The sequence below is a fragment of the Stenotrophomonas sp. YJH_SMC_21 genome (assembly GCF_059369555.1).
On the sequence record NZ_JCAFSU010000010.1, the window covers coordinates 123227 to 145219 of the forward strand.

Annotated in this window: 20 protein-coding genes; 8 read left to right on the plus strand and 12 right to left on the minus strand. The window is 67.7% G+C overall.

The window, feature by feature from the left end:
- Positions 1–2 precede the first annotated feature (2 nt).
- The gene (locus AC5P67_RS14215) at positions 3–830 is read right to left on the minus strand and encodes an ABC transporter ATP-binding protein (protein ID WP_005408001.1); all 828 of its coding nucleotides are present in this window, start codon (positions 828–830) and stop codon (positions 3–5) included.
- Between the two features lies 1 nt (position 831).
- The gene (locus AC5P67_RS14220; protein WP_005408002.1) at positions 832–1953 is read right to left on the minus strand and encodes an ABC transporter permease; all 1122 of its coding nucleotides are present in this window, start codon (positions 1951–1953) and stop codon (positions 832–834) included.
- A gap of 93 nt (positions 1954–2046) precedes the next feature.
- Here AC5P67_RS14220 and AC5P67_RS14225 point away from each other — a divergent pair, with 93 nt between their 5' ends.
- Positions 2047–3306 carry a threonine/serine exporter family protein gene (locus AC5P67_RS14225; protein WP_005408003.1) on the plus strand — a complete coding sequence of 420 codons (1260 nt, stop codon included), beginning with the start codon at positions 2047–2049 and terminating at the stop codon, positions 3304–3306.
- Positions 3307–3386: 80 nt separating this feature from the next.
- Here AC5P67_RS14225 and AC5P67_RS14230 read toward each other — a convergent pair whose 3' ends face one another.
- From AC5P67_RS14230 to AC5P67_RS14240, 3 genes are all read right to left on the minus strand, one after another.
- Positions 3387–3770, minus strand: a complete 384-nt coding sequence (locus AC5P67_RS14230) for an H-NS histone family protein (RefSeq protein WP_005408004.1) — start codon at positions 3768–3770, stop codon at positions 3387–3389.
- A 222-nt stretch (positions 3771–3992) separates the two neighbouring features.
- A complete protein-coding gene (locus AC5P67_RS14235) occupies positions 3993–5696 on the minus strand; it encodes a proline--tRNA ligase (RefSeq protein WP_111189314.1) in 1704 nt (567 codons plus the stop codon).
- A 599-nt stretch (positions 5697–6295) separates the two neighbouring features.
- Positions 6296–6670 carry a DUF4124 domain-containing protein gene (locus AC5P67_RS14240; RefSeq protein ID WP_111189079.1) on the minus strand — a complete coding sequence of 125 codons (375 nt, stop codon included), beginning with the start codon at positions 6668–6670 and terminating at the stop codon, positions 6296–6298.
- An 80-nt stretch (positions 6671–6750) separates the two neighbouring features.
- Here AC5P67_RS14240 and pssA point away from each other — a divergent pair, with 80 nt between their 5' ends.
- The 3 genes from pssA to rimI are packed head-to-tail and all read left to right on the plus strand — an operon-like array spanning position 6751 to position 8527.
- Positions 6751–7527: a CDP-diacylglycerol--serine O-phosphatidyltransferase gene (pssA, locus tag AC5P67_RS14245; protein WP_059036242.1), complete on the plus strand. Its 777-nt coding sequence runs from the start codon at positions 6751–6753 to the stop codon at positions 7525–7527.
- On the plus strand, positions 7524–8033 hold the full coding sequence (locus AC5P67_RS14250; RefSeq protein ID WP_111118571.1) for a hypothetical protein: 510 nt from the start codon (positions 7524–7526) through the stop codon (positions 8031–8033). Before pssA ends, AC5P67_RS14250 begins: the two co-directional genes overlap by 4 nt.
- On the plus strand, positions 8030–8527 hold the full coding sequence (gene rimI, locus AC5P67_RS14255; RefSeq protein ID WP_032964690.1) for a ribosomal protein S18-alanine N-acetyltransferase: 498 nt from the start codon (positions 8030–8032) through the stop codon (positions 8525–8527). Before AC5P67_RS14250 ends, rimI begins: the two co-directional genes overlap by 4 nt.
- A 104-nt stretch (positions 8528–8631) precedes the next feature.
- On the opposite strand, the gene AC5P67_RS14260 is transcribed toward rimI, so the two are convergent.
- The 4 genes from AC5P67_RS14260 to AC5P67_RS14275 all read right to left on the minus strand — a co-directional run bounded on the left by AC5P67_RS14260 (position 8632) and on the right by AC5P67_RS14275 (position 14491).
- Positions 8632–9453, minus strand: coding sequence for an EamA family transporter (locus tag AC5P67_RS14260; RefSeq protein ID WP_043033868.1), 822 nt, complete (start codon positions 9451–9453; stop codon positions 8632–8634).
- A 150-nt stretch (positions 9454–9603) separates the two neighbouring features.
- Positions 9604–12432, minus strand: a complete 2829-nt coding sequence (locus AC5P67_RS14265) for a valine--tRNA ligase (protein ID WP_062607845.1) — start codon at positions 12430–12432, stop codon at positions 9604–9606.
- Between the two features lie 72 nt (positions 12433–12504).
- Complete coding sequence (locus AC5P67_RS14270) at positions 12505–12930, minus strand: DNA polymerase III subunit chi (RefSeq protein ID WP_005408012.1); 426 nt, start codon at positions 12928–12930, stop codon at positions 12505–12507.
- Between the two features lie 82 nt (positions 12931–13012).
- Positions 13013–14491 carry a leucyl aminopeptidase gene (locus tag AC5P67_RS14275; RefSeq protein WP_005412193.1) on the minus strand — a complete coding sequence of 493 codons (1479 nt, stop codon included), beginning with the start codon at positions 14489–14491 and terminating at the stop codon, positions 13013–13015.
- Between the two features lie 104 nt (positions 14492–14595).
- Here AC5P67_RS14275 and lptF point away from each other — a divergent pair, with 104 nt between their 5' ends.
- Both lptF and lptG read left to right on the plus strand, forming a co-directional pair.
- Positions 14596–15678 carry an LPS export ABC transporter permease LptF gene (lptF, locus tag AC5P67_RS14280; protein ID WP_005408014.1) on the plus strand — a complete coding sequence of 361 codons (1083 nt, stop codon included), beginning with the start codon at positions 14596–14598 and terminating at the stop codon, positions 15676–15678.
- Entirely contained in the window at positions 15675–16781 is a 1107-nt protein-coding gene (gene lptG / locus AC5P67_RS14285; RefSeq protein WP_005408015.1) for an LPS export ABC transporter permease LptG, read from the plus strand. Before lptF ends, lptG begins: the two co-directional genes overlap by 4 nt.
- 189 nt (positions 16782–16970) lie before the next feature.
- Here lptG and AC5P67_RS14290 read toward each other — a convergent pair whose 3' ends face one another.
- Entirely contained in the window at positions 16971–17462 is a 492-nt protein-coding gene (locus AC5P67_RS14290; RefSeq protein WP_005408017.1) for an RDD family protein, read from the minus strand.
- Positions 17463–17518: 56 nt separating this feature from the next.
- Here AC5P67_RS14290 and xerD point away from each other — a divergent pair, with 56 nt between their 5' ends.
- Positions 17519–18496, plus strand: coding sequence for a site-specific tyrosine recombinase XerD (xerD, locus tag AC5P67_RS14295; RefSeq protein WP_005408018.1), 978 nt, complete (start codon positions 17519–17521; stop codon positions 18494–18496).
- Between the two features lie 100 nt (positions 18497–18596).
- On the plus strand, positions 18597–19379 hold the full coding sequence (locus AC5P67_RS14300) for a DsbC family protein (RefSeq protein WP_024958538.1): 783 nt from the start codon (positions 18597–18599) through the stop codon (positions 19377–19379).
- A gap of 60 nt (positions 19380–19439) precedes the next feature.
- Here the strand turns inward: AC5P67_RS14300 and AC5P67_RS14305 are convergent, their stop codons facing one another.
- The gene (locus AC5P67_RS14305; RefSeq protein WP_495214810.1) at positions 19440–21539 is read right to left on the minus strand and encodes a glycosyl hydrolase family 18 protein; all 2100 of its coding nucleotides are present in this window, start codon (positions 21537–21539) and stop codon (positions 19440–19442) included.
- 351 nt (positions 21540–21890) lie between these two features.
- On the minus strand, positions 21891–21993 hold a 103-nt coding region (locus AC5P67_RS14310), incomplete at its 5' end, for an IS3 family transposase (RefSeq protein WP_495213577.1).

Below are 21993 nucleotides of genomic sequence, written 5' to 3' on the forward strand. Positions count from 1 at the left end.
GCTCAGGCACTCTCGATCTGTTCGCCGCGCGCGGCACGCGCACGCGGTCCGTGGAAGTATTCCTGGATCCACGGATGATCCAGTTTCTCGATGTCCGGCAGTGGCGCGTTGGCCACCACTTTGCGGTCGGCGATCACCGCCACCCGGTCGCAGATGGCGTACAGCGTGTCCAGGTCGTGGGTGATCAGGAACACGGTCAGCCCCAGCGCCTCCTGCAGGGTCTTGATCAGGCGGTCGAACGCGGCCGCACCGATCGGGTCGAGGCCTGCGGTCGGTTCATCCAGGAACAGCAGCGGCGGGTCCAGCGCCAGCGCGCGGGCCAGGCCGGCGCGCTTGCGCATGCCACCGGACAACTGCGATGGCAGCTTGTTGATCGCATCGGCGGGCAGGCCGGCCAGCTTCACCTTCAGCAGCGCCAGCTCGTAGTGCCAGCGCTCGGGCAATTCGCGGTGGTGTTCCTTCAAGGGCACCTGCACGTTCTCGCCCACGGTCAGTGAAGAGAACAGAGCGCCGTCCTGGAACAGCACGCCGGTATTGCGTTCGATGTGCAGGCGGCTCTCGGCGTCGTCGGCACGCGCATCGCGGCCCAGCACTTCGATCTGGCCGGCGTCGGGCGTGCGCAGGCCCAGGATCGAGCGCATCAGCACCGACTTGCCGGTGCCCGAGCCACCCACCACGCCCAGGATCTCGCCACGGCGCACGTCCAGGTCCAGGTCTTCATGCACGGTCTGGCTGCCGAAGCGGTTGACCAGCCCACGCACGCGGATAGCCAGGTCGTGGCCGTCGCCGTCCTGCATGGGTATTTCTTCGGGAGTCGGATGCGTGCTCATGTCACCAGTCCATGTGCATGAACCACAACGCCGCGAAGGCGTCGATGATGATCACCAGCGAGATCGTCTGCACCACGCTGGAGGTGGTGCGTTCACCGACCGACTGCGCCGTGCCTTCCACCTTCAGCCCTTCCAGGCAGCCGATCAGGCCGATCACCAGCGCAAACACCGGCGCCTTCGACAGGCCGACCAGCATGTGCCGCACTTCCATCGTCTCGTGCATGCGCGCGATGTACATCTGCGGCGGGATGTCGAGGTCGAACGCGCCGACAGTGATGCCGCCGGCCAGGCCCGCGATCATCGCGATGAAGGTCAGCAGGGGCAGGGTGACCAGCAGCGCCAGCAGGCGTGGCAGCACCAGCAGGTCGATCGGATCCAGACCCAGCGTGCGCATCGCGTCGATTTCCTCGCGCGCCTTCATCGCGCCGATCTGCGCGGTGAACGCACTGGCGGTGCGGCCGGCCAGCACGATCGCGGTCAGCAGCACGGCGAACTCGCGCAGGAAGGCGATGTTGACCAGCTCGACCACGTAGATCTCGGCGCCGAAGTCGCGCAGGATGGTCGAGCCGAGGAAGGCGATCACCGCGCCGACCAGGTAGGACAGCAGCGCCACCAGCGGTACTGCGTCCAGCCCGACCTGCTCCATCTGGTGGACGGTGGCGGTCAGGCGGAAACGGCGGGGCTCCTTGACCAGGCGTGCTGCCTTGACCAGGTTCTCGCCGAGGAAACTGCACAGCGCCTTGATGTTGTGGCCAGTGGCATGGACGCTGACACCGAGCCGTTCCAGCGCCGCCAGCACGCCGAAATCGCGCTTGGGCCGGGGCCGGTCGTCGGCCACTTCCTCGATGGTGCAGACCAGTGCCTGGTGGTCCGGCCGGAACTGCAACGCGTCCTCGCCAAGGTCGGCGCGATGCGCTACGCGCAGTACCTGCAGCACGCCGGCCGAATCCATCTTCTCGATGCCGGTGGCGTCGATGCCGGTCAGCGTGTCGGGAACGCCGCGCAGGACTTCGGCCGCGGCCAGCGCGGTCTTCAAGGTCCAGGTGCCGGACAGGCGGATCAGGCCCGGGTCATGGGCATCCTGTTCGAGCTGGGGGGCGTGGTTCGGGGTCACTTGGGCCATTCGGGTCGCAGCATAACCGTTCTGTCTGGGGCATCGCGTCGAACCCGGATGAATTTATCCAGTGCGGCCCGGCAGTAGGTAATACTACGGCGCATGTCCGCAGACGCTCACACGATCCCCACGCCCCAGGCCACCTACGCGCAGCGCGTGGCCTTTGTTTCCGAGATCGCCGGACGCCTGCACAGCTACGGCACCACGGCCCAGCGCCTGGAAACGGCAGTGGTGGCACTGGCCCGCCAGCTCGATCTGGATTGTGAACCGTGGTCGAATCCCACCGGTATCATCCTCAGTTTCAGCGACCCGGCGCAGGCAATCGGCTCCAGTGACATCACCCGCGTGATCCGCCTGGCGCCCGGTGAGAACGACCTGCACAAACTCAGCGTGGCCGACCATATCGCCGAGGAAGTGGCCAACGGGCGGATGAGCATTGCCCAGGGCCACACCGCGCTGCGCCAGCTGGACAAGGATCCGGGCCGGCGCGGCAAGCTGCGCACCATTCTTTCATTCACCCTCGGCGCGGCCGGCGTGGCCGGCATGTGGAAGCTGCCGTGGCTGGACATCGCCACCGCCGGTGTCATCGGCCTGATGATCGGCCTGCTCGGCATGGTCACCGACCGTCGCCCGGCCACCCGTGAAGCGGCCGAGGCGCTGGCGGCGCTGCTGGCCGGCATGGTCGCAACCCTGGTCGCGTCCTTTGTCGGCGCACTCAACCTCAACACGGTGATCATCGCCTCGCTGGTGGTGCTGCTGCCGGGCATGTCGCTGACCAATGCGGTCAATGAACTCGCCAGCCAGCATTGGGTCTCCGGTACCGCGCGCTTCGCCGGCGCGTTGACCACCATCATGAAGCTCAGCGTGGGCGCGATGATCGCGGTGACCCTGGCCGACGTACTCGGCCTGGACCCGGTGATCCGCGCCACGCGGCCTCAGGGGCCGTGGGTGGAGTGGGGTTCGCTGCTGACCGCGGCATTCGCCTTCGCGATGCTGTTCAAGGCCAACCGGCGCGATTACCCGTGGGTGATCGCGGCCTCGGTGGCGGGTTACGCGATCTCCAAGTTCGGCGGGCACGCCTGGGGCGCGCCGGCCGGCATCTTCCTGTCAGCGATGTTGCTGACCGCCGGTGGCAATCTGTTCGGCCGCCTCGTTGGCCGCCCAGGAGCGATCATCCGCCTGCCCGGCATCATCATGATGGTGCCCGGCAGCACCAGCCTGCGCGGCGTGCTGACCCTGGTCCAGCAGCAGGACGTTGGCGCGGGCCAAAGCGTGTTCCTCACCGTGCTCAACGTGGTGATGGCGCTGGTGGCCGGCCTGCTGTTCGGCAACCTGCTGATGCCGGCGCGCAAAACCCTGTAGGTGTGGACCGTTGGCCCGCACACCGAAGAATGAAAAACGCCGGCTTCCGCCGGCGTTTTTCATTGCATCCCGATCCGGCCTCAGGCCTTCTTGATCAGGAAATCTTCCGGCTTCTTGTTGCCCTTGGCGGTCAGCTCGGCCATCCAGCGCGGCTGCTTGCCACGACCGGTCCAGGTTTCCTTGGGGTTGGCCGGGTTGCGGTACTTCGGGGCAACCTTGCCCAGCTTGCGGCCGGCGGTCTTGGACGGTGCCTTGGCTGCCGGGGCGGCTTTGCGCGCGCGCGGTGCCGGGGCGCCGCCGAACAGTTCTTCGATGGTGTAACCCTCGGTCTTGGCCAGCTTGGTCAGCTGGGCCCGGACCTTGGTGATTGGCCGGCGCTTGGCGACGATGGTCTGCTGCTTCTTGGCGGTACGGATCAGGGCGCCCAGCTCGCGTGCCGACAGGCCGGTCAGGTCAATGCTCATTTACGGTTACTCCGGAAACTAAAATGTGGACGGGACGAGCCAGTCCATGGCGTCGCGGGACAGAATAAAGATGAATTAATCACAGCACAAATGCAGGCGGGTCATGGCCTGGCAGCATCCCGGCTGCATTGCGTCGATTTTGACCGGATTATGTCCGCTGCAATATTGCTCAACTGGGCGACAGGCAAAAAAAGACCGGGGCATGCCCCGGTCTTCTCCTGATCAGCCCTGCAGTCGCTGCAGCAGGGTGGCCTTGTCCAGGCTTTCCGCTTCGCTGGCGCGGCGCGAGCGGTACTCGTAGGTACCGGCGGCCAGGCCGCGCTCGCTCACCACCACGCGGTGCGGGATGCCGATCAGTTCCATGTCGGCGAACATCGCGCCCGGGCGCAGGCCGCGGTCGTCGAGTGCCGCGTCCAGGCCGGCGTCGCGGAGTTCCTGCAGCAGGCTGGCAGCAGCATCGGCCACGGCGGCGTCGCCCTTCGGGTTGATCACGCACACCACCACCTGCCACGGCGCCATCGCGTCCGGCCAGATGATGCCGGCATCGTCATGGTTCTGTTCGATCGCGGCAGCCACCACGCGCGAGATACCGATGCCGTAGCAGCCCATCGCCATCACCGCCGCCTTGCCGTTCTCGTCCAGCACGGTGGCATCCAGCGCTTCGGCATATTTGCGGCCGAGCTGGAACACGTGGCCGACTTCGATGCCACGGGCGATCTTCAGTTCGCCACCGTCCAGCGCGCGGTCACCGGCACGCACGTTGCGGATGTCGGCCACTTCCGGTTCCGGCAGGTCGCGGCCCCAGTTGACCCCGGCCAGGTGGAAACCGGCTTCGTTGGCGCCGACGACGAAGTCGGACATCGCGGCCACTTCGCGGTCGGCGACCACGCGGATGGCCTTGGCCGGGGCGACCGGGCCGAGGAAGCCCGGCACGCTGCCCAGGTACTCGGCGATTTCCGCCTCGCTGGCGAAGCGCTGTTCGTCCAGGCCGGCGACCTTGGCCAGCTTGATCTCGTTGACCTCATGGTCGCCGCGCACCAGCACCAGCACGAACTGCTGTGCTTCGCCCTCACCGGCGATCAGCGCCACCGACTTCACCGTGCGCTGCAGCGCGATGCCGAGCAGCGCCGCGACGTCCTCGCAGGTTTTCTGGGTAGGGGTGTCGACCTTGCGCATGGCTTCACTGGCAGCCGCACGCGGTGCCGGATCGGCGGCGATCGCCGCTTCCATGTTCGCGGCGTAGTCCGAACCGGTGGAGAACACCAGCGCGTCCTCGCCGGAATCGGCGATCACGTGGAATTCCTGCGAGGCATCACCGCCGATGGCACCGGAGTCGGCCTGCACCATGCGGAAGTCCAGGCCGAGGCGGGTGAAGATGCGGCTGTAGGCCGACTTCATGTTCTCGTATTCGCGCACCAGGCACTCATCGTGCAGGTGGAACGAATAGGCATCCTTCATCAGGAATTCGCGCGAACGCATCACGCCGAAGCGCGGGCGGATCTCGTCGCGGAACTTGGTCTGCACCTGGTAGAAATTCACCGGCAGCTGCTTGTAGCTGGACAGCTCGCTGCGCGCGAAGTCGCAGGCGGCTTCTTCGGCGGTCGGGCTGTAGCAGAACACCTGGTCCTTGCGGTCCTTGATCTTCAGCAGCTGCGGGCCGAACTTCTGCCAGCGGCCGGTCTGCTCCCACAGTTCCTTCGGCTGGATGGTCGGGATCTGGAATTCCACGGCACCGGCGCGGTCCATTTCCTCGCGCACGATGCGTTCAACCTTGCGCAGCACGCGCAGGCCCAGCGGCGACCAGGTGTACAGGCCCGATGCCAGCTTGCGGATCATGCCCGCGCGCAGCATCAGCCGGTGGCTGGTGAGCTCGGCGTCGCTGGGGGTTTCCTTGGTGGTGTGCAGGTGGAACTGGGAGAGGCGCATCGTCGGCTTCGGATAACGGCAGAGACGCCTATTCTGCCAGCCCGGCCGGGGAGAGGGGTATCGGCAGGGCTGCGCCCTGCACCCGCAGTAGTGCCGGCCGCTGGCCGGCAACCTCAGAAGCAACTGCCGAAGCAACAGCGGGCTTCCCGTGGGATGGCGGGGTGGGTCCGGTTGCGGGAGACGCCGTAAACCCATCCCTGGGGGCTTGGCCGCGGCATCCATGCCGCGGACACTCCCGCAACCGGACCCACCCCGCCTTCGACAGTTTCCTGCGAGCTGTCGGAATGGCTCCTGGGGTCAGATCCGTTTTCCGCAGGAAAACGGATCTGACCCCGGATTCAATTCGAGATCTGACAGATTTCATCCACGCATGGCGTGGATCTACCACCGTCACCAGGAACCTGTCGGGGGTGGGGCGGTGTGGGTTGGCAGGACCGTTGGCGCCATGGATGGCGCCATCGAGCCCCCAGGGATGGGTTTACGGCGTGTCCTGCCAGCCCACACCGCCCCGCCAAACCAGTAGAAAACCAGAGCCGCTTTGGCATTTGACGTTGCCGTTGCTTGAAGCAGGTGCAGGGCTGCAAGCCCTGCCGATACCCTCACTCCGCCGGGCAGTACGCCTTGATGGCCGCTTCAGCCAATCCTTTCTGCGCGCTGCGCTGTTCCGCGGTCAACGCGGTATCGGCCTTCCCGTCGCCATTGGTGTCCTGCATCACCTGGCTGGAGCCTTCCAGCAGGGCCAGGTTGGCACGGGCGGTGCTGCACTGCTCCGGCACCGGCGCGGCCGGGGTCTCGGCGCTGGCCGCGGCCTGCGGGGTGCGGGCCTGCTCGCGGGTCTCGAACTTCTTGCCCGCCGGCGGGGTCTCCGAATACTGGGTCACGCCATGGGCGTCCTTCCATTTATAGACCGGGCCGGCCACGGCGTTGGCACTGGCCAACAGCAGCAGGCATCCAAGGCAGGACAGGGCACGCATGGCAAACTCCGCGGAATGGGCGTAGAACGCCGATTGCAGCATTGGCGCCGAGCACTGGCAAGTCGATTAAACTGGATTCCATGGACCCGATCACACCGCCGCCGCGTTCGCGCACGATTTACCTGCTGCCCAACCTGTTCACCACTGCCGGCCTGTTCGCCGGCTTCTACGCGATCATCGCCGCGGCCAACGGGGATTTCGTCAATGCCAGCATCGCCGTGTTCGTGGCGGCGGTGATGGATGGCCTGGACGGGCGCGTGGCGCGCCTGACCGGTACCAGCAGCGAGTTCGGCGTCCAGTACGACTCGCTGGCCGACCTGGTCAGCTTCGGCATGGCCCCGGCGCTGGTGATGTACCACTGGTCGCTGTCGTGGCTGAAGTTCGATGACCCGCTGCTCGGCCGCGTCGGCTGGGCCGTGGCCTTCCTGTATGCCGCCTGCGCGGCGCTGCGCCTGGCCCGCTTCAACACCCAGGTCGCGGTGGTCGACAAACGCTGGTTCGTCGGCCTGGCCAGCCCGGCCGCGGCCGGGCTGATGATGTCCTTCGTCTGGGCCTTCGCCGATGGCAACCTGGGCTGGGACGGCAACCAGCTGCGCTACGTGGCGCTGGCGGTGACGATCGTCGCGGCGCTGTTGATGGTCAGCCGTATCCGCTTCTGGAGCTTCAAGGGTGGCGGCGCCAAGGGCACCCGTTCCGACCGCGTGCCGTTCCTGGTGCTGGCCCTGGTGCCGGTGGCGATCGCCATCGCGGTGATCGACCTGCCGCGCGTGCTGTTCGCGGTCGGCATCCTGTACGCCTTGTCCGGCCCGGTGATGTGGGCCGCGCAGCGCCTGCGCAAGAAGCCCGAGGCCGCGTGAGCCAGGAACTGCCCGTGCTGTGGTCACCGGCCCAGCAGGCCTGGCTGCAGGCCATGGGCTATACCGTCTATCACGACGGCCAGTTGGCTGCGGAGCTGGATGCCGCGCTGCAGTTGAGCGTGGCCGAAGCCGATGCGGTTGCCGCGCCAGCGGTGGAGCAGGTGCGGGCACCAATCGCCCCCGCGCGCGAGCCTCCGGCTGAAGCCACACCGGGTTCCCGCCAGGAACGCCCGGTGCCGCCGCGTCGCGAGACCCCGGTCAGCGCACCGGACACCGCGCCCGCCGCTGCCCGCCCGCTGCCGGGTGGCAATGCCCGGCAACCGGTGGTGCGCCTACCGGATCGCCTGCAGATCGCATTGCTGCGCGCGTCCGGCTGCAATCCCAATGACCCTGCCACGCAGGTGCTGATGGACAGCTGGCCGCTGGACCAGCTGCGTCAGGACCCGGCCGCCAAGCGCGCGTTGTGGCCGCAACTGCGCGCCCTGCGCAAGCGGGGCGCACCATGAGTGCGGTCAGCCAGCCCGGCCCGGTCAGCCTGCGCGCATTGCGCGAGAGCGACCTCAATGCGGTGATGGCGATTGAAGTGCGTGGGTATCCGTTCCCATGGACCCGCGGCATCTTCGTTGATTGCCTGCGTGCCGGTTATCCCGGCCTGGCGATGGAGCGCGATGGCCAGCTGATCGGCTACGGCGTGCTCAGCATTGCTGCCGATGAGGCCCATGTATTGAACATCTGCATCGATCCGCTGGCGCAGTCGCGTGGGCTGGGTCGCCAACTGCTGCGCGCACTGGTGCAGCTGGCAGGCAACCGGGGGGCGCAGCGTGTGTTCCTGGAAGTGCGTCCGTCCAACACGCCGGCGCTGGCGCTCTACCACAGCGAAGGCTTCAACGAGATCGGCCGTCGTCCGCGCTACTATCCGGCCGCACAGGGCCGCGAAGACGCGGTGGTGATGGCGATCGAACTGGTCGACGGCGACCTGCAGACGATGCCGCCGCTGTAACGGAGAAGGGTTGCCGGCCAGCGGCCGGCACTACCGGTGGATCTCCGCTGTCATCGACACGTCACCTGCCGTGCTAGGTGCCAACCTTGGTTGGCACGCTTTTCTCACGCCAGCCGCAGTGCCAACACACCGCCGACGATCAGCGCCGCCGCCAGCCAGCGCGCACGCGGAATCCGCTCGCGCAGCACGAACACCGAGATCAGCAACGCGAACAGGATCGAGGATTCACGCAGCGCCGAGACCATCGCCACCGGCGCCTGGGTCATGGCCCACAATGCCATCGCGTAGGACGCCGTGGTGCCGACGCCACCGGCCAGTCCCAGCGGCCAGTGCTGGCGCGCATAGTCCAGCACTGCGCCGCCGCGGGTGTACAACGCCCACAGGGGTAGTGGGATGCCTGACAGCAGGAACAGCCATAGCGTATAGCTGAGCGCACCACCGGACTGGCGCGCGCCCTGCGCATCGACCAGGGTGTAGGTGGCGATCATCGCCGCGGTCAGCAGCGGCAGCCGCAGCTGGCCGCCACGTGCGCCCAGTGCCATGCACAGGATGCCGCTGCTCACCAGGACCACGCCCAGCCACGCCGCCGGGGGCAGTTGCTCGCCCAGCAGGGTGCCGGCCAGCGCAACCAGGATCGGCGCGCTGCCACGCATCAGCGGATAGGCCAGGCTCATGTCGACCTGCTGGTAGCAGCGTGCCACCAGTCCGTAGTAGGTCACCTGCAGCAGCACGGATGCAGCCAGCCAGGGCCAGCTGTGCGCGGCCGGGAACGGCAGGAAGGGCAGGGCGGCCGCCGACAGCAGCGCGGCGCTGCCGGTGACCAGCACGGTGCCGAGGAACTTGTCCGGCCCGCGTTTGACGATCGCATTCCAGCTGGCATGCAGGGCCGCAGCCGCGAGGACCAGCAGGAAGATGGAAAGAGGCATCGGGCGATGATGCCATGCCGGGGAAATGTTCCGGGTTTGGTGGGTGCCAACCTTGGTTGGCACGTCGCTCAGTGCGGACCAAGGTCCGCACCCACCAGAGCGAGGCAGGGCAGGTGCCAACCCTGGTTGGCACGCACCAGAGCGCGGCGCTTACAGCTTCGCGCGCTGCTCGCGCAGGCCGGCCAGCTGGGTGTTCCAGTCGGCCAGTCGCACGCGCTCCTGCTCGACCACGGCCGGCGGCACCTTGTCGGTGAACTTGGCCAGCTTGGTCTCGCTCTTTTCCTTCTCCGCTTCGACGCGGGCGATTTCCTTGTCCAGGCGCACGCGCTCGGCATCGAGATCGACCAGGCCTTCCAGCGGCACCAGCAGCTTGAGCTCGCCCACGATCGCGGCGGCGGCCGGCGGTGCGCTTTCGCCTTCGGCCAGCCACTGGATGCTGTCCAGCTTCAGCAGGAACGACAGCGAGGCGCTGAAGCGTTCGATGCGCACGCGGTCCTGCTCCAGCCCGGCCTGCAGGCGCAGCGGCACCAGCTTGGACGGCGCGACGTTCAGCTCACTTCGCACGCGGCGCACGGCACTGATCACCGCCTTCAGCCATTCCACGTCGGCCTCGGCCTGGGCGAAATCGCCTTCGAACTCGGCGGCGGTCGGGTACGGGCGCAGCGACAGCGTGGTTTCGGCCAGGCCCAGGCGCGGGGCCAGCTGCTGCCACAGCTGTTCGGTGATGAACGGCGTGAGCGGGTGCAGCAGGCGCAGCAGCGCTTCCAGCACGTACAGCAGGGTGTGGCGGGTGCTTTCGGCGTCGGCGGCGTCTGCACCGTTCAGTGCCGGCTTGCTCAGTTCCAGGAACCAGTCGCAGAACGCGTTCCAGGCGAACTCGTACAGGCACTGCGCCAGCAGGTCGAAGCGGTAGGCGGCGAAATGGCCCTGCGCTTCGGCGGTGGTGGCGGCCAGGCGCGCGAGGATCCAGCGCTCGGCATCGGTACGCGGCCTGGGAACGCCGGTGAACGCCGCGCCCTCGGTGTTCATCAGCGCGAAGCGGCTGGCATTCCACAGCTTGTTGCAGAAGTTCTTGTAGCCCTCGGCGCGGTTCATGTCGAACTTGATGTCGCGGCCGTGGGTGGCCAGCGCGGCGATGGTGAAGCGCAGCGCATCGGCACCGTGGGCGGCGATGCCGTCCGGGAATTCCTTGCGGGTGGCCTTCTCGATCTTCTCCACCATCTTCGGCTGCATCAGGCCGCCGGTGCGCTTGGCGACCAGGTCGTCGATGGTGATGCCGTCGATGATGTCCAGCGGGTCGAGCACGTTGCCCTTGCTCTTGGACATCTTCTGGCCCTGGCCGTCGCGGATCAGGCCGGTGAAGTAGACGTCCTTGAACGGGATTTTCCCGACCAGGTTGTCGGTGGCCATGATCATGCGCGCCACCCAGAAGAAGATGATGTCGAAGCCGGTGATCAGCACCGACGACGGCAGGTAGCGATCAAAGCCGCGCTCGGCCATGGCCTGCTCGTTGGGCCAGCCCAGGGTGGAGAACGGCCACAGCTGCGAGGAGAACCAGGTCTCCAGCACGTCGCTTTCCTGGTTCAGCACCACGTCGCTGCCCAGGTTGTGCTTCGCCCGCACTTCCTCTTCGCTGCGACCGACGTAGCAGCTGCCGGTGGCTTCGTCGAACCACGCCGGAATGCGGTGGCCCCACCACAGCTGGCGGCTGATGCACCAGTCCTGGATGTTGTTCATCCAGTGGCGGTAGGTGTTGATCCAGTTCGGCGGCACGAAGGAAATGCTTCCGTCCTCGACCAGTTCCAGGCCGCGCTTGGCCAGGTCGTCCATCTTCACGAACCACTGGTCGGTCAGGTACGGCTCGATCACCTGGCCGGTGCGGTCACCGCGCGGCACCTGCAGCTTGTGCGCCTTGGTCTCGACCAGGATGCCCAGGTCTTCCAGTTCGGCCAGCACGGCCTTGCGCGCGGCGTAGCGGTCCAGACCCTGGAAACGCTCCGGCGCGTTTTCGTTCAGCGCTGCCACCGGGGTGAACAGGTTGATCATCGGCAGGCTGTGGCGCACGCCCACTTCGTAGTCGTTGAAATCATGCGCTGGGGTGACCTTGACCACGCCGGTGCCGAACGCGCGGTCCACGTAGTCGTCGGCGATCACCGGCACGCGGCGGCCGGTCAGCGGCAGCACCACGCTCTTGCCGATCAGGTGCGCGTAGCGCTCGTCTTCCGGGTGCACCATCACCGCGGTATCGCCCAGCAGGGTTTCCGGGCGGGTGGTGGCGACCACCAGGTAGTCGCGGCTTTCGCGCAGGGTTTCCACGCCGTCGGCATCGCGCTCGACGTGCTCGTAGCTCAGGCCCTCATCCAGCGTGTAGGCGATCGACCACAGGAAGCCGTCTTCCTCGGCGCTCTCCACTTCCAGGTCGGAAATGGCGGTCTTCAGCACCGGGTCCCAGTTGACCAGGCGCTGGCCGCGGTAGATCAGGCCCTGCTCGTACCAGCGCACGAAGGCTTCGTTCACTGCCGCCGACGGCTGCGGGTCCATGGTGAAGGTGCTGCGCGACCAGTCGGCGGAGGTGCCGAGGCGGCGCATCTGGCGCTCGATGGTATCGCCGGACTGCTGCTTCCACTCCCAGACCTTGCCGATGAAGCCTTCGCGGCCCAGCGAATCACGGGTCTCGCCCTTGCCTTCCAGCGCCAGGTTGCGGCTGACCACCATTTCGGTGGCGATGCCGGCGTGGTCGGTGCCGACCTGCCACAGCGTGTCGTAGCCGCGCATGCGGTGGTAGCGCACCAGCGCGTCCATCAGGGTCTGCTGGAACGCATGGCCCATGTGCAGCGTGCCGGTCACGTTCGGCGGCGGGAGCAGGATGGTATACGGCTCGCCCGTGCCGGACGGCTTGAAGTGGCCGGCCTTCTCCCAGGCCTCGTAGAGGTCGGTCTCGAAGGACTTCGGGTCGTAGCTGGAGGCGAGTTGGGTCATGCGGGGGAACCAGGAGGTAATCGTTGAAGGATCAGGGCGCGGCGGCGGCCCATCAAGGGGGCCGGGGTGCGCTTACATGTCGTGCTTGTTCAGCTCGTAACCGGCGGCCTTGTACTGGCGCCAGCGTTCGCGCAGCGGTTCGCGCGCTTCCGGATCGGCCGGGACCACTTCCAGCACGCGTTCGCACTGGCCCAGCCAGGGTTCATCGCGCAGGTTGATCACCAGCGGGCGTGCCGGCGCGTCGGTGCCGGGTACGGCGATCAGCACCAGGGCCTCTTCCTCGTCCATGTCTTCGCCGGCGATCTGGTGCGGGATGTAGGCGTCGTTGTCGAACGCCCACAGCAGCTCGTCCAGCTCCTCGGCCTGGGCCTGGTCGCGGGCCAGCACCAGGGTGAACAACCCGGCGTCGTTGGCCTTGCGCGCCAGTTCGCAGACCAGGCGCAGCGGCTCGGTCAGGAAGCGGGGCTTGGCGATCAGGTAGAAGTCGGCGCGGGGCATGGCAGGATCCGGGTCAGGCAGGGGCCCGGCGGTGCCGGGCGAGGCCCTGGCCAGCGGGGGCCGGCCAGGGTCGGGTACGGCATCAGGCGCGGGCGGCCTGGTCCAGCAGCCACTGGCTCAGCAGGCCGACCGGGCGGCCGGTGGCCATGCCACGCTTGCCTTCATCGCTGGCCACGCCGGCGATGTCCAGATGGGCCCAGCGCTGGCCTTCGGTGAAGCGCGACAGGAAGCAGCCCGCGGTGATCGCGCCGGCCCAGCGGCCGCCGATGTTGTAGACGTCGGCGAAGGTCGAATCCAGCATCGGCTGGTACTCGTCCCACAACGGCAGGCGCCAGGCGCGGTCGAACACATGCTCGCCGGCGGCCAGCAGTTCATTGGCCAGGTCGTCGTGCTTGCTCATCAGGCCGGCGGTCTGGTGGCCCAGGGCGACCATGCAGGCACCGGTCAGGGTCGCGACGTCGACCAGCGCGGCCGGTTCGAAGCGCTGCGCATAGGTCAGCGCATCGCACAGGATCAGGCGGCCTTCGGCGTCGGTGTTGCCCACTTCGATGGTCTTGCCCGACATCGAGGTGATCACGTCGGACGGGCGGTAGGCGTTGCCGTCGATGGCGTTTTCCACCGCCGGCACCACCACCACCAGGTTCAGCGGCAGCTTGGCCTTGACCGCGGCGACGAAGGTGCCGATGACGTTGGCGCCACCGCACATGTCGTACTTCATCTCTTCGATGCCGCCCTGGGTCTTCAGGTTGACGCCACCGGTATCGAAGGTGATGCCCTTGCCGACCAGCACGTACGGCTTGGCGTCGCCGCCGCCGGTCCACTTCAGCACCACCAGGCGCGGGCGGTTGGCCGAACCACGGGCCACGGCCAGCAGCGAGCCCATGCCCAGCGCTTCCATCTGGTGCTCATCGAGAATCTCGGCCTCGGCACCGTCATGCTCACCGGCGAACTTCACGCCCACCTCGGCCAGGTAGGCCGGGGTGCAGTAGTTCGGCGGCAGGTTGCCCAGCTCGCGGGCGAACTCGACACCGGCGGCGATGGCCTGGCCCTGGGCCAGGGCCTGGGCGTCGTCACCGGCGATGGCCAGCTGGGCCAGGCCGGCGTCGTCGGCCTTCTTCTTGCCCAGAGTGGCGGTGTAGCGGTAGGCAGCGTGATCGGCGGCGATCACCGCCTGGCGGATCGCCCAGGCCGCGTCGCGGTCCTTGATGGCCACTTCGGACAGGGTGAACAGTGCGCTGCGGGTAGCGCCCGCTTTCAGCGCGCGCACGGCGTCGCCAACGGCCTTCAGGTACTGCGGCACACCGAAGCGGGCGGCGTCACCGAGACCGACCACCAGCACGCGCGGGGCGGACACGCCCGGCAGGTCGTGCAGCAGGGTGGTGGCGCCGGTCTTGCCGGACAGGTCGCCGCGCTGGGCCAGCGAGGCCAGGCGGCCGCCGCTGGCGGCGTCCAGGGCCTGTGCGGCGGGGGTCAGGGTATGGTCGGCATACGCGCCGACCACCAGGCAATCAACGGCGGCGGCGGCCGGAGCAACGTGGTTCAGGGTGAATTCGAGGGCCATTGAGCAGATTCCATTGGCGAGTCCGTACAATCGCAGGCCGTTTACGCCCAGACAGTAGACTGGGCGGCACCGCGAACGAACCCCAGAGTTTAAACCACCGCCCCATGCTGAAGCTCGACCGATACCTGCTGGGCGATTTCGTCCAGAGTTTCCTGGCTACCCTGATCGTCCTGCTGGTGGTCAGCGTGGGCGGCGTGCTGGTGGACATCCTCGGCAACATCGCCGACGGGCGCCTGCCGGCCAAGCTGCTGTTCTCCCAGCTGGGCCTGCAGTTCATCGCCTACCTGCCACTGATCCTGCCGCTGGCGTTGATGCTGGGCCTGCTGCTGGCGGTGGCCCGTCTCTACCGCGACTCGGAAATGGCCGTCATCACTGCCATTGGCGTGGGCCCCAAACGCCTGCTGCGGCCGCTGCTGATGCTGGTGGTGCCGGTGGTGGCGCTGGTCGGCGCCTGCTCCTTGTGGCTGGGCCCGTGGGCCGGCCGGGTAGCCGAGCAGATGATCATCGAGGCCAATCGAAGCGTTCTGATGGCGGGCCTGGAGCCGGGCCGCTTCACCCAGCTGCCCAACGGTGGCGTGGTCTACCTGTCCTCGATCTCGCCCGATGGTACCCAGCTGGGCCGGGTCTTCCTGCAGCGGCAGAAGGACGATCGCCTGGAAGTCGTGTCCGCCGCAGGGGGGCGCATGTTCTTCGAAGGCGCCCGCCAGCGCTTCCTGGAGCTGGATGATGGCCACCAGGTGGAAGGACCGGTGGCCGGGGGGCTGGATTACCGCCTGGCCACCTTCGCCCGCAATGATGTGGCCCTGCCCGACGGTGCACAGACCCGTACCGGCGATGATCCGGAACTGATGCCGACCACGCAGCTGTTCGGCGATGACCGGCCCGAGGCGCAGGCACAGCTGCATCGCCGCCTTGCCCCGCCGTTGATCGCACTGGCGTTTGCGCTGCTGACCGTGCCGCTGGGCCGTAGCTCGCCGCGCCAGCAGCGCTACGGGCGGATGATGCTGGCGCTGATGGCCTACATGGTCGGCACCAACCTGATGTTCATCGGCAGTGGCTGGATCGCCAACGGCAAGATTCCGCCTGCGCTTGGCCTGTGGTGGCTGACCCTGCCGCTGCTGGCGCTGGCGATCTGGATGTATGCACGTGATGGCCGCCTGGGCCGCCCGAAGGGAGCCCGCGCATGAGACTGCGCCCGATGCGTTTCGACCTGTATCTCGGCCAGTCGGTGTTCACCACGGTGCTGCTGACCTGGGCCGTACTGGTGGGCCTGGACGTGGTGATGGCGTTTTCCGGCGAGTTCAAGGACATCGGCAAGAACGGCTACACCCTGGGGCATGCGGCCGCCTGGGTGCTGTATACGGTGCCACGCCGTGCCTACACCATGTTCCCCACGGCTGCGGTGATCGGTGCACTGATGGGCCTGGGCCAGCTGGCCGCGACCTCCGAGCTGACCGCGCTGCGTGCGCTGGGCCTGTCGCGCAAGCGCCTGAGCGTATCGGTGGCCATCGCCCTGTCGTTGCTTACCGCAGTGATGGTGCTCAGCGCCGAGACGCTAGGCCCCTGGGGCCAGGACCGTGCCGATGCGCTGAAGTCCAGTGCCAAATGGGGGCGGGACATCTCCACCACCCGCTATTCCGGTTTGTGGGCGCGCGAGGGCGATACCTTCCTCAGCGCCGCCGGTGGCGAAGAGCAGCTGGTGGGCGACAAGGGCACGCGGCTGATCCTGCGTGACGTGCGCCTGTATCGCATCGCCGAGGATGGTCGGATCGCCTCGCTGACCCATGCGGACACGGCCGAGCATGACCGTGACGGCTGGGTGCTGACCGGCGTGCGCCGCGATACCTTCGGTGAACGTTCGGCCACGCGCGAGGAAGTGGCGCGCGAGCCGTGGAACTCCAAGCTGGACGCTGGCGCGCTGGCCACCGGCATCGCCAAGCCGCGCAACCTCAGCGTGGCCGAACTGCGCACCAGCATCGAATACCGCGAGCGTAACGGTCTGGATGCGCGCGACTACGAGGATGTGTACTGGAGCCGCTGGTTCTACCCGGTGAACGTGCTGGCGCTGTGCCTGGCGGCGGTGCCGTTCGCGTTCGGCTCGCTGCGCAGTGGTGGCATGGGCAAGCGCCTGTTCCTCGGCATCCTGTTCGCGCTGGGCTTCTGGCTGCTGCAGCTGTTCTTCGGCCGCATGGCCGGCGCGTTGAAGTTCGATTACCGCATTGCCTATGCGTTGCCGCCGATCGTGATGCTGGCGATATCGGGACTGCTGTTCCGACGCAAGTCGGGTTGATCCTCGTTGTTGTAGAGCCGAAGGTAGCGGCAGGAGCCGCTGCCAACGTCGCTGGCGACGGCCTGAAGGGTGCCGGCCAGGACGGCAGGCATAGCCCACGCTCGGCTGCTTTGCGCGCACCGCCCGCCAACCGAGCATCGGCTCGACTCTACACAAGCGCCGCGCTGGATCGGATTGAAAGGTGATGCGTTACCGCTTCGGCATGCGCACCACGCGGGTGCCGCTGGCGCGGTCGTGCCAGGTCAGGCGGTCGCGGTCGACCCAGGCCCACCAGAATCCCAGTCCACCCAGCAGCAGGGACAGCGTGCCCACGGTGAAACGCATCCACAGCTGGCTGCGCCGCAGCGGCGCGCCATCGCTGGCGCGCAGTTTCAGCCGCCACGGCCGCATGCCCAGCGTCTGCCCACCGCGGCGCCAGCTGGCCGTGGCATACCACCCCGTGACCAGCCAGCACACCGCCCACAGCAGCCACTGCCAGGCGCTGAACGGTGCGATGTTCTCGCGCTGGGCGTGGCCGCTGAAGGTGTAGGCAAGGGTGAACAGGGTGCCGGCCAACATCCACAGCGCCAGCACCGGCAGCGCGTCGTAGACCATCGCCAGCACGCGCCACAGCAGCAATGCACGCGGGCGGGGCAGCTCGGTAGTGGCCGCAGGGGCCGTATCAATGGCGGGGCGGGACATGCGCCGAGCATACGCAATGCTGGCCGCATCGGCAGTGGCCCTCGTATCCTGCACGCATGGCCCTTGTTTCCACCCCCGCCGAACGCCGCCAGCTGGTCCAGCAACTGCCCGAGCTGCGCGCCGACGACAGCGTGCGCATCCAGCGTTTCCTCGATGCGATCTGGGCCGAGAACGGTCTGGCCCGCGCCACCCTCGACAGCTACCGGCGCGACCTGGAAGGGCTGGCGCGCTGGATGGATGGGCGCGATGGTGGCCTGGCCGGCATCGAGCGCCCGGGGTTGTTCGACTACCTGGCCTGGCGCACCCGTCATGGCTGGTCGCCGCGCAGCAATGCGCGGTTGCTGTCGGCGCTGCGGGCGTTCTTCGCCGATGGCGTGCGCCGTGGCGAACGCGGCGAGGACCCCAGCGCGCTGCTGGATCCGCCCAAGCTGCCACGATTGCTGCCCAGGGCGCTGGCCGAAAGCCAGATCGACGCGCTGTTGGCAGCGCCGGATATCGACAGCCCGCTGGGCCTGCGCGACCGCGCCATGCTGGAGTTGATGTACGCCGCCGGCCTGCGCGTGAGCGAGCTGGTGCTGCTGCCGGCCACCGCGGTCAACCTGCGCCAGGGCGTGCTGCGGGTCACCGGCAAGGGCAGCAAGGAACGGCTGGTGCCGCTGGGTGAGGAATCGCAGCACTGGCTGGAGCGCTATCTACAGGCATCGCGCCCGCTGCTGGTCGGCAAGGGCAAGGTGCAGGCGCTGGCCGATGGGCAGACCCCATTGTTTGTCGAGCCGACGCTGCATGCGCTGACCCGGCAGGCGTTCTGGCACCTGGTCAAGCGCCACGCGCAGGTGGCCGGCATCGACCCGGCGCGGATCAGCCCGCACGGCCTGCGCCACAGCTTCGCCACCCATCTGCTCAACCGCGGTGCCGACCTGCGCGCGCTGCAGATGCTGCTTGGCCACAGCTCGTTGTCGACCACCCAGATCTACACCCTGGTGGCGCGCGAGCACCTGCAGAAACTGCACGCCCGGCATCATCCGCGCGGCTGAGCCGTGTCCTGAACCCCGGCCCCGGGCGGTGCGCGGCGTCGCGGCCCGGTGCCGGTGGCTGTGTCAGAATCCGGGGTCTTCTTCTGTCGCGGACTGCTCCATGCTCCGATTTGCCATCGCCGCCGTGTTCGGTGCGCTCAGCCTGACTGCCTGCGCCCAGCCGGCCCCGCCAGCCGCCAAGGCGCCTGCCGCTGCTGCCAAGCCCGGCCCGGCCGCCAACGCGCCAGCCGACCAGGCCGTGCGCGCCGCGTTGACTGCCCTGAACCCCGGTTTCAAGGTGGACTACATCGGTGCCGCGCCGTTCCCCGGCTTCCGCGAGGTGGTCGTTTCCGGCCAGCTGCTGTACGTGTCCGACGACGGTCGCTACCTGTTCCAGTCGCAGCCTTACGACACCCGTGCCAAGGGCCCGGCCAACAGCGAAGGCCTGCTCGGCTACCGCCGCGATCTGCTGGCCAAGGCCAACCATGGCGACCGCATCGTGTTCGCCGCGCCGAATGCCAAGTACACCATCAGCGTGTTCACCGACATCGAGTGCGGCTATTGCCGCAAGCTGCACCAGGACATCGCCGAGCTCAACCGCAACGGTATCTCCGTCGAGTATCTGGCATTCCCGCGCATGGGCCTCGGCAGCAAGGACTACACCGACATGATCTCGGTCTGGTGTGCGGCCGATCGCCGCCAGGCACTGACCAACGCCAAGCGCGGTGGCAGCGTGCCGGCAAAGAACTGCACGAACCCGGTGGCGATGCAGTACGCACTGGGCCAGCAGCTGGGCGTGAACGGCACGCCGGCGATCTTCGCGCCGGACGGCACCCAGCTGGGGGGCTACCTGCCGCCGGCGCAGCTGCGCGCGGCGCTGGAAAAGCTGTCGGCCAAGCGCTGATCGCCGCCGACCTCTACAGGTGGGAGGCCGGGGATGCGTGCCGCATCCCCGGCTTTTTTCTTACTTCAGGCCATCACTGACCGCCTTGGTCAGCGTGCCCTGTGCATCGTCACCACTGAACTCCCAGACGAACGCGCCGCCCAGGCCCTGGGTCTTCACGTAACCCATCTTGCGGGTGATGTTGGCCGGGGTGTCGAAGCTCCACAGCGTGCTGCCGTTGTAGATCCAGGTGGCACCGGCGGTGTTGTCGGTGTAGCCCGGCCACGCCAGGTTCTTCAGCACCTTCCAGTCCTCGATGCCGGCTTCATACGTGCCCGGGGCAGCGCCGGTCGCGGTCTGGTACAGGCCGTTGTTGGCGTTGGCCACACCGGTCCAGCCACGCCCGTAGTAGCCGATGCCCAGGTTGAGCTTGGCGGCAGGCACGCCACGGCTGATGAAGGCCTCGATGGCGTCGTTGCTGTTGTACAGCTTCTGGTCGCCGGTGGACGGATCATTCGGCGAATCAAACAGCGCCGACTGGTGATTGGTCTTCGCATCCCACGCGCCGTGGAAGTCGTAGGTCATCACGTTGATGTAGTCCAGGTACGGGTGGTACGCGGCCGGGTCGGTGACGCGGATCTTGTCGATGCCGGCACCCACCGCCACCGTCAGCAGCAGGCCCGGACGCACTGCATCGAGCTGGCGGCGGAACTCGGCCATCAGCGCGGTGAAGTTGGCGTTGTCTTCCGGCTTGCCGCATTCGATGCCGCACGCAACCGGGTATTCCCAGTCGATGTCGATGCCGTCGAACACGCCCAGCGCGGCACCGGCACCACCGGCACCGTCGGTTACCGGCAGGTTGCCCTTGATGTAGGCATCGATGCACGAGGCGACGAAGGCCTGGCGGTTTTCCGGGCGCGCGGCGCTGGAGAAGCCGCGCGACCAGGTCCAGCCACCCAGCGAGATCAGCACCTTCATGCCGGGGTACTTGGCCTTGAGCTGCTTGAGCTGGTTCCAGTTGCCGCGCAGCGGCTGGTCCCAGGTATCCGCGCTGCCACTGACACTCTCGGCGGCACTGAAGGCCTTGGTGTAGTCGGCGAAGGCATCACCACCGGCACCGCTGTTCGGATCCGACGGCTGGGTGACGCCCACTTCGCAGCGGTTGTTGCGCACGTTGCCGAAGGCGTAATTGATGTGGGTCAGGCGCGCGGCGGAACCGCTGCTGTCGATGTTCTTGACCCGGTAGTTGCGGCCGTAGATGCCCCACTGGGTGAAGTAGCCGATGACCCGCTTGCCGGAGGTGCCGCCGTCGCCGGCCAGCGTGGTGGCGCTGATCTCGGTGCCCTGCGCGGACGCGTTGCCGGCGTTGTCGCGGGCACGCACACGGTAGCGGTAGGTGGTCGATGCAGTCAGGCCGCCATCGACGTAGCTGGCACTGGATGGTGAACCGACCAGGCTGCCGTTGCGGTACACGTCATAGCCGGCCACGCCGCTGCCACCGGTGTTGTCGGTGGACGGGCTCCAGCTGAGCGCGATGCTGTTGGCGGTACGCGTGCCGACCGCCAGTCCGCCCGGCACGCTCGGTGCGGTGGTATCGCCACCGGCGGCGTTGACGGTGATGGTGATGGTCGCGGTGCTGCTGGTGGCGTTGTTGTTGTCGGTGGCTACCGCGCGCAGGGTGTGGCTGCCGGCGCTGGCATTGGTCCAGCTGGCCGCATACGGCGCACTGGTGGCCACGCCCAGCGTGCTGCCATCGCGGAAGAACTCGACCTTGGCGACGCTGCCGTCCGGATCACTGGCGGTAGCGGTCACGTTGACCGTGCTGCCGGCGCTGAAGGTGGCGCCGTTGGCCGGCGAGGTCAGGCTGACCACCGGCGGCTGGTTGGCGCCGCTGCCATCGCAGGCACCGAGGTTGGTGTAATAGGGCGCACCGGCCGGATGGTCCGGCGGCGCGTTCCAGATGTCCTGGTTCGCCCGATAGAGGACGCCTCCTTTCTGCAGGGTATCGCCGGCCCGGTAGATCTTGGCCTGGTCCCACTGGGCCACGCCGGCACAGCTGGCGGCCTGCGCCAGGCCGGGCAGGGCAGCGGCACCGGCGGCCACGGCAAGCAGCCAGGCCAGGCGGCGGGGACGACAGTTTCGGGTCGCACGTTCGGCACTGCGCACAATCGGGTCGTACATGGGTAAGTCTCCGATCAAAGGGCGCGCGGGCCCCGATGGCGCCGCGCGTGACGCAGGTCCGGGCGTCGCCCGGGAAGGCGACGGGTGGGGCCGGACGGAGGTACCTGGGAGGCCGGGGAGAGAGTCCGGCGCCAGGTGGGGACAACGTTGTCATCAATCGCGTGGTCAATCCGTGAGCAAGCGCATGGTTCCGGGATTCGGATGGAGAGCGGCGCTGCGCGCGGTCGGCGGCCATCGGCGGAGCCCCTCGTGGCTGGTCGGGCGCGAATTCATGGGTTTGGCCGGGTGGGTGGGGTCAGGCGGGGACGCCGTGAACCCGTCCCTGAAGTGACCCCCGAGACTTGGACGGGATCAGGCGGCCGATTGGGCCCGCTCCCGGTACTCTACCGGGCTCAGACCTTTCAGTTTCGGTTTGATGCGCTCCTGGTTGTAGTACTGGATGTATTCCACCAGC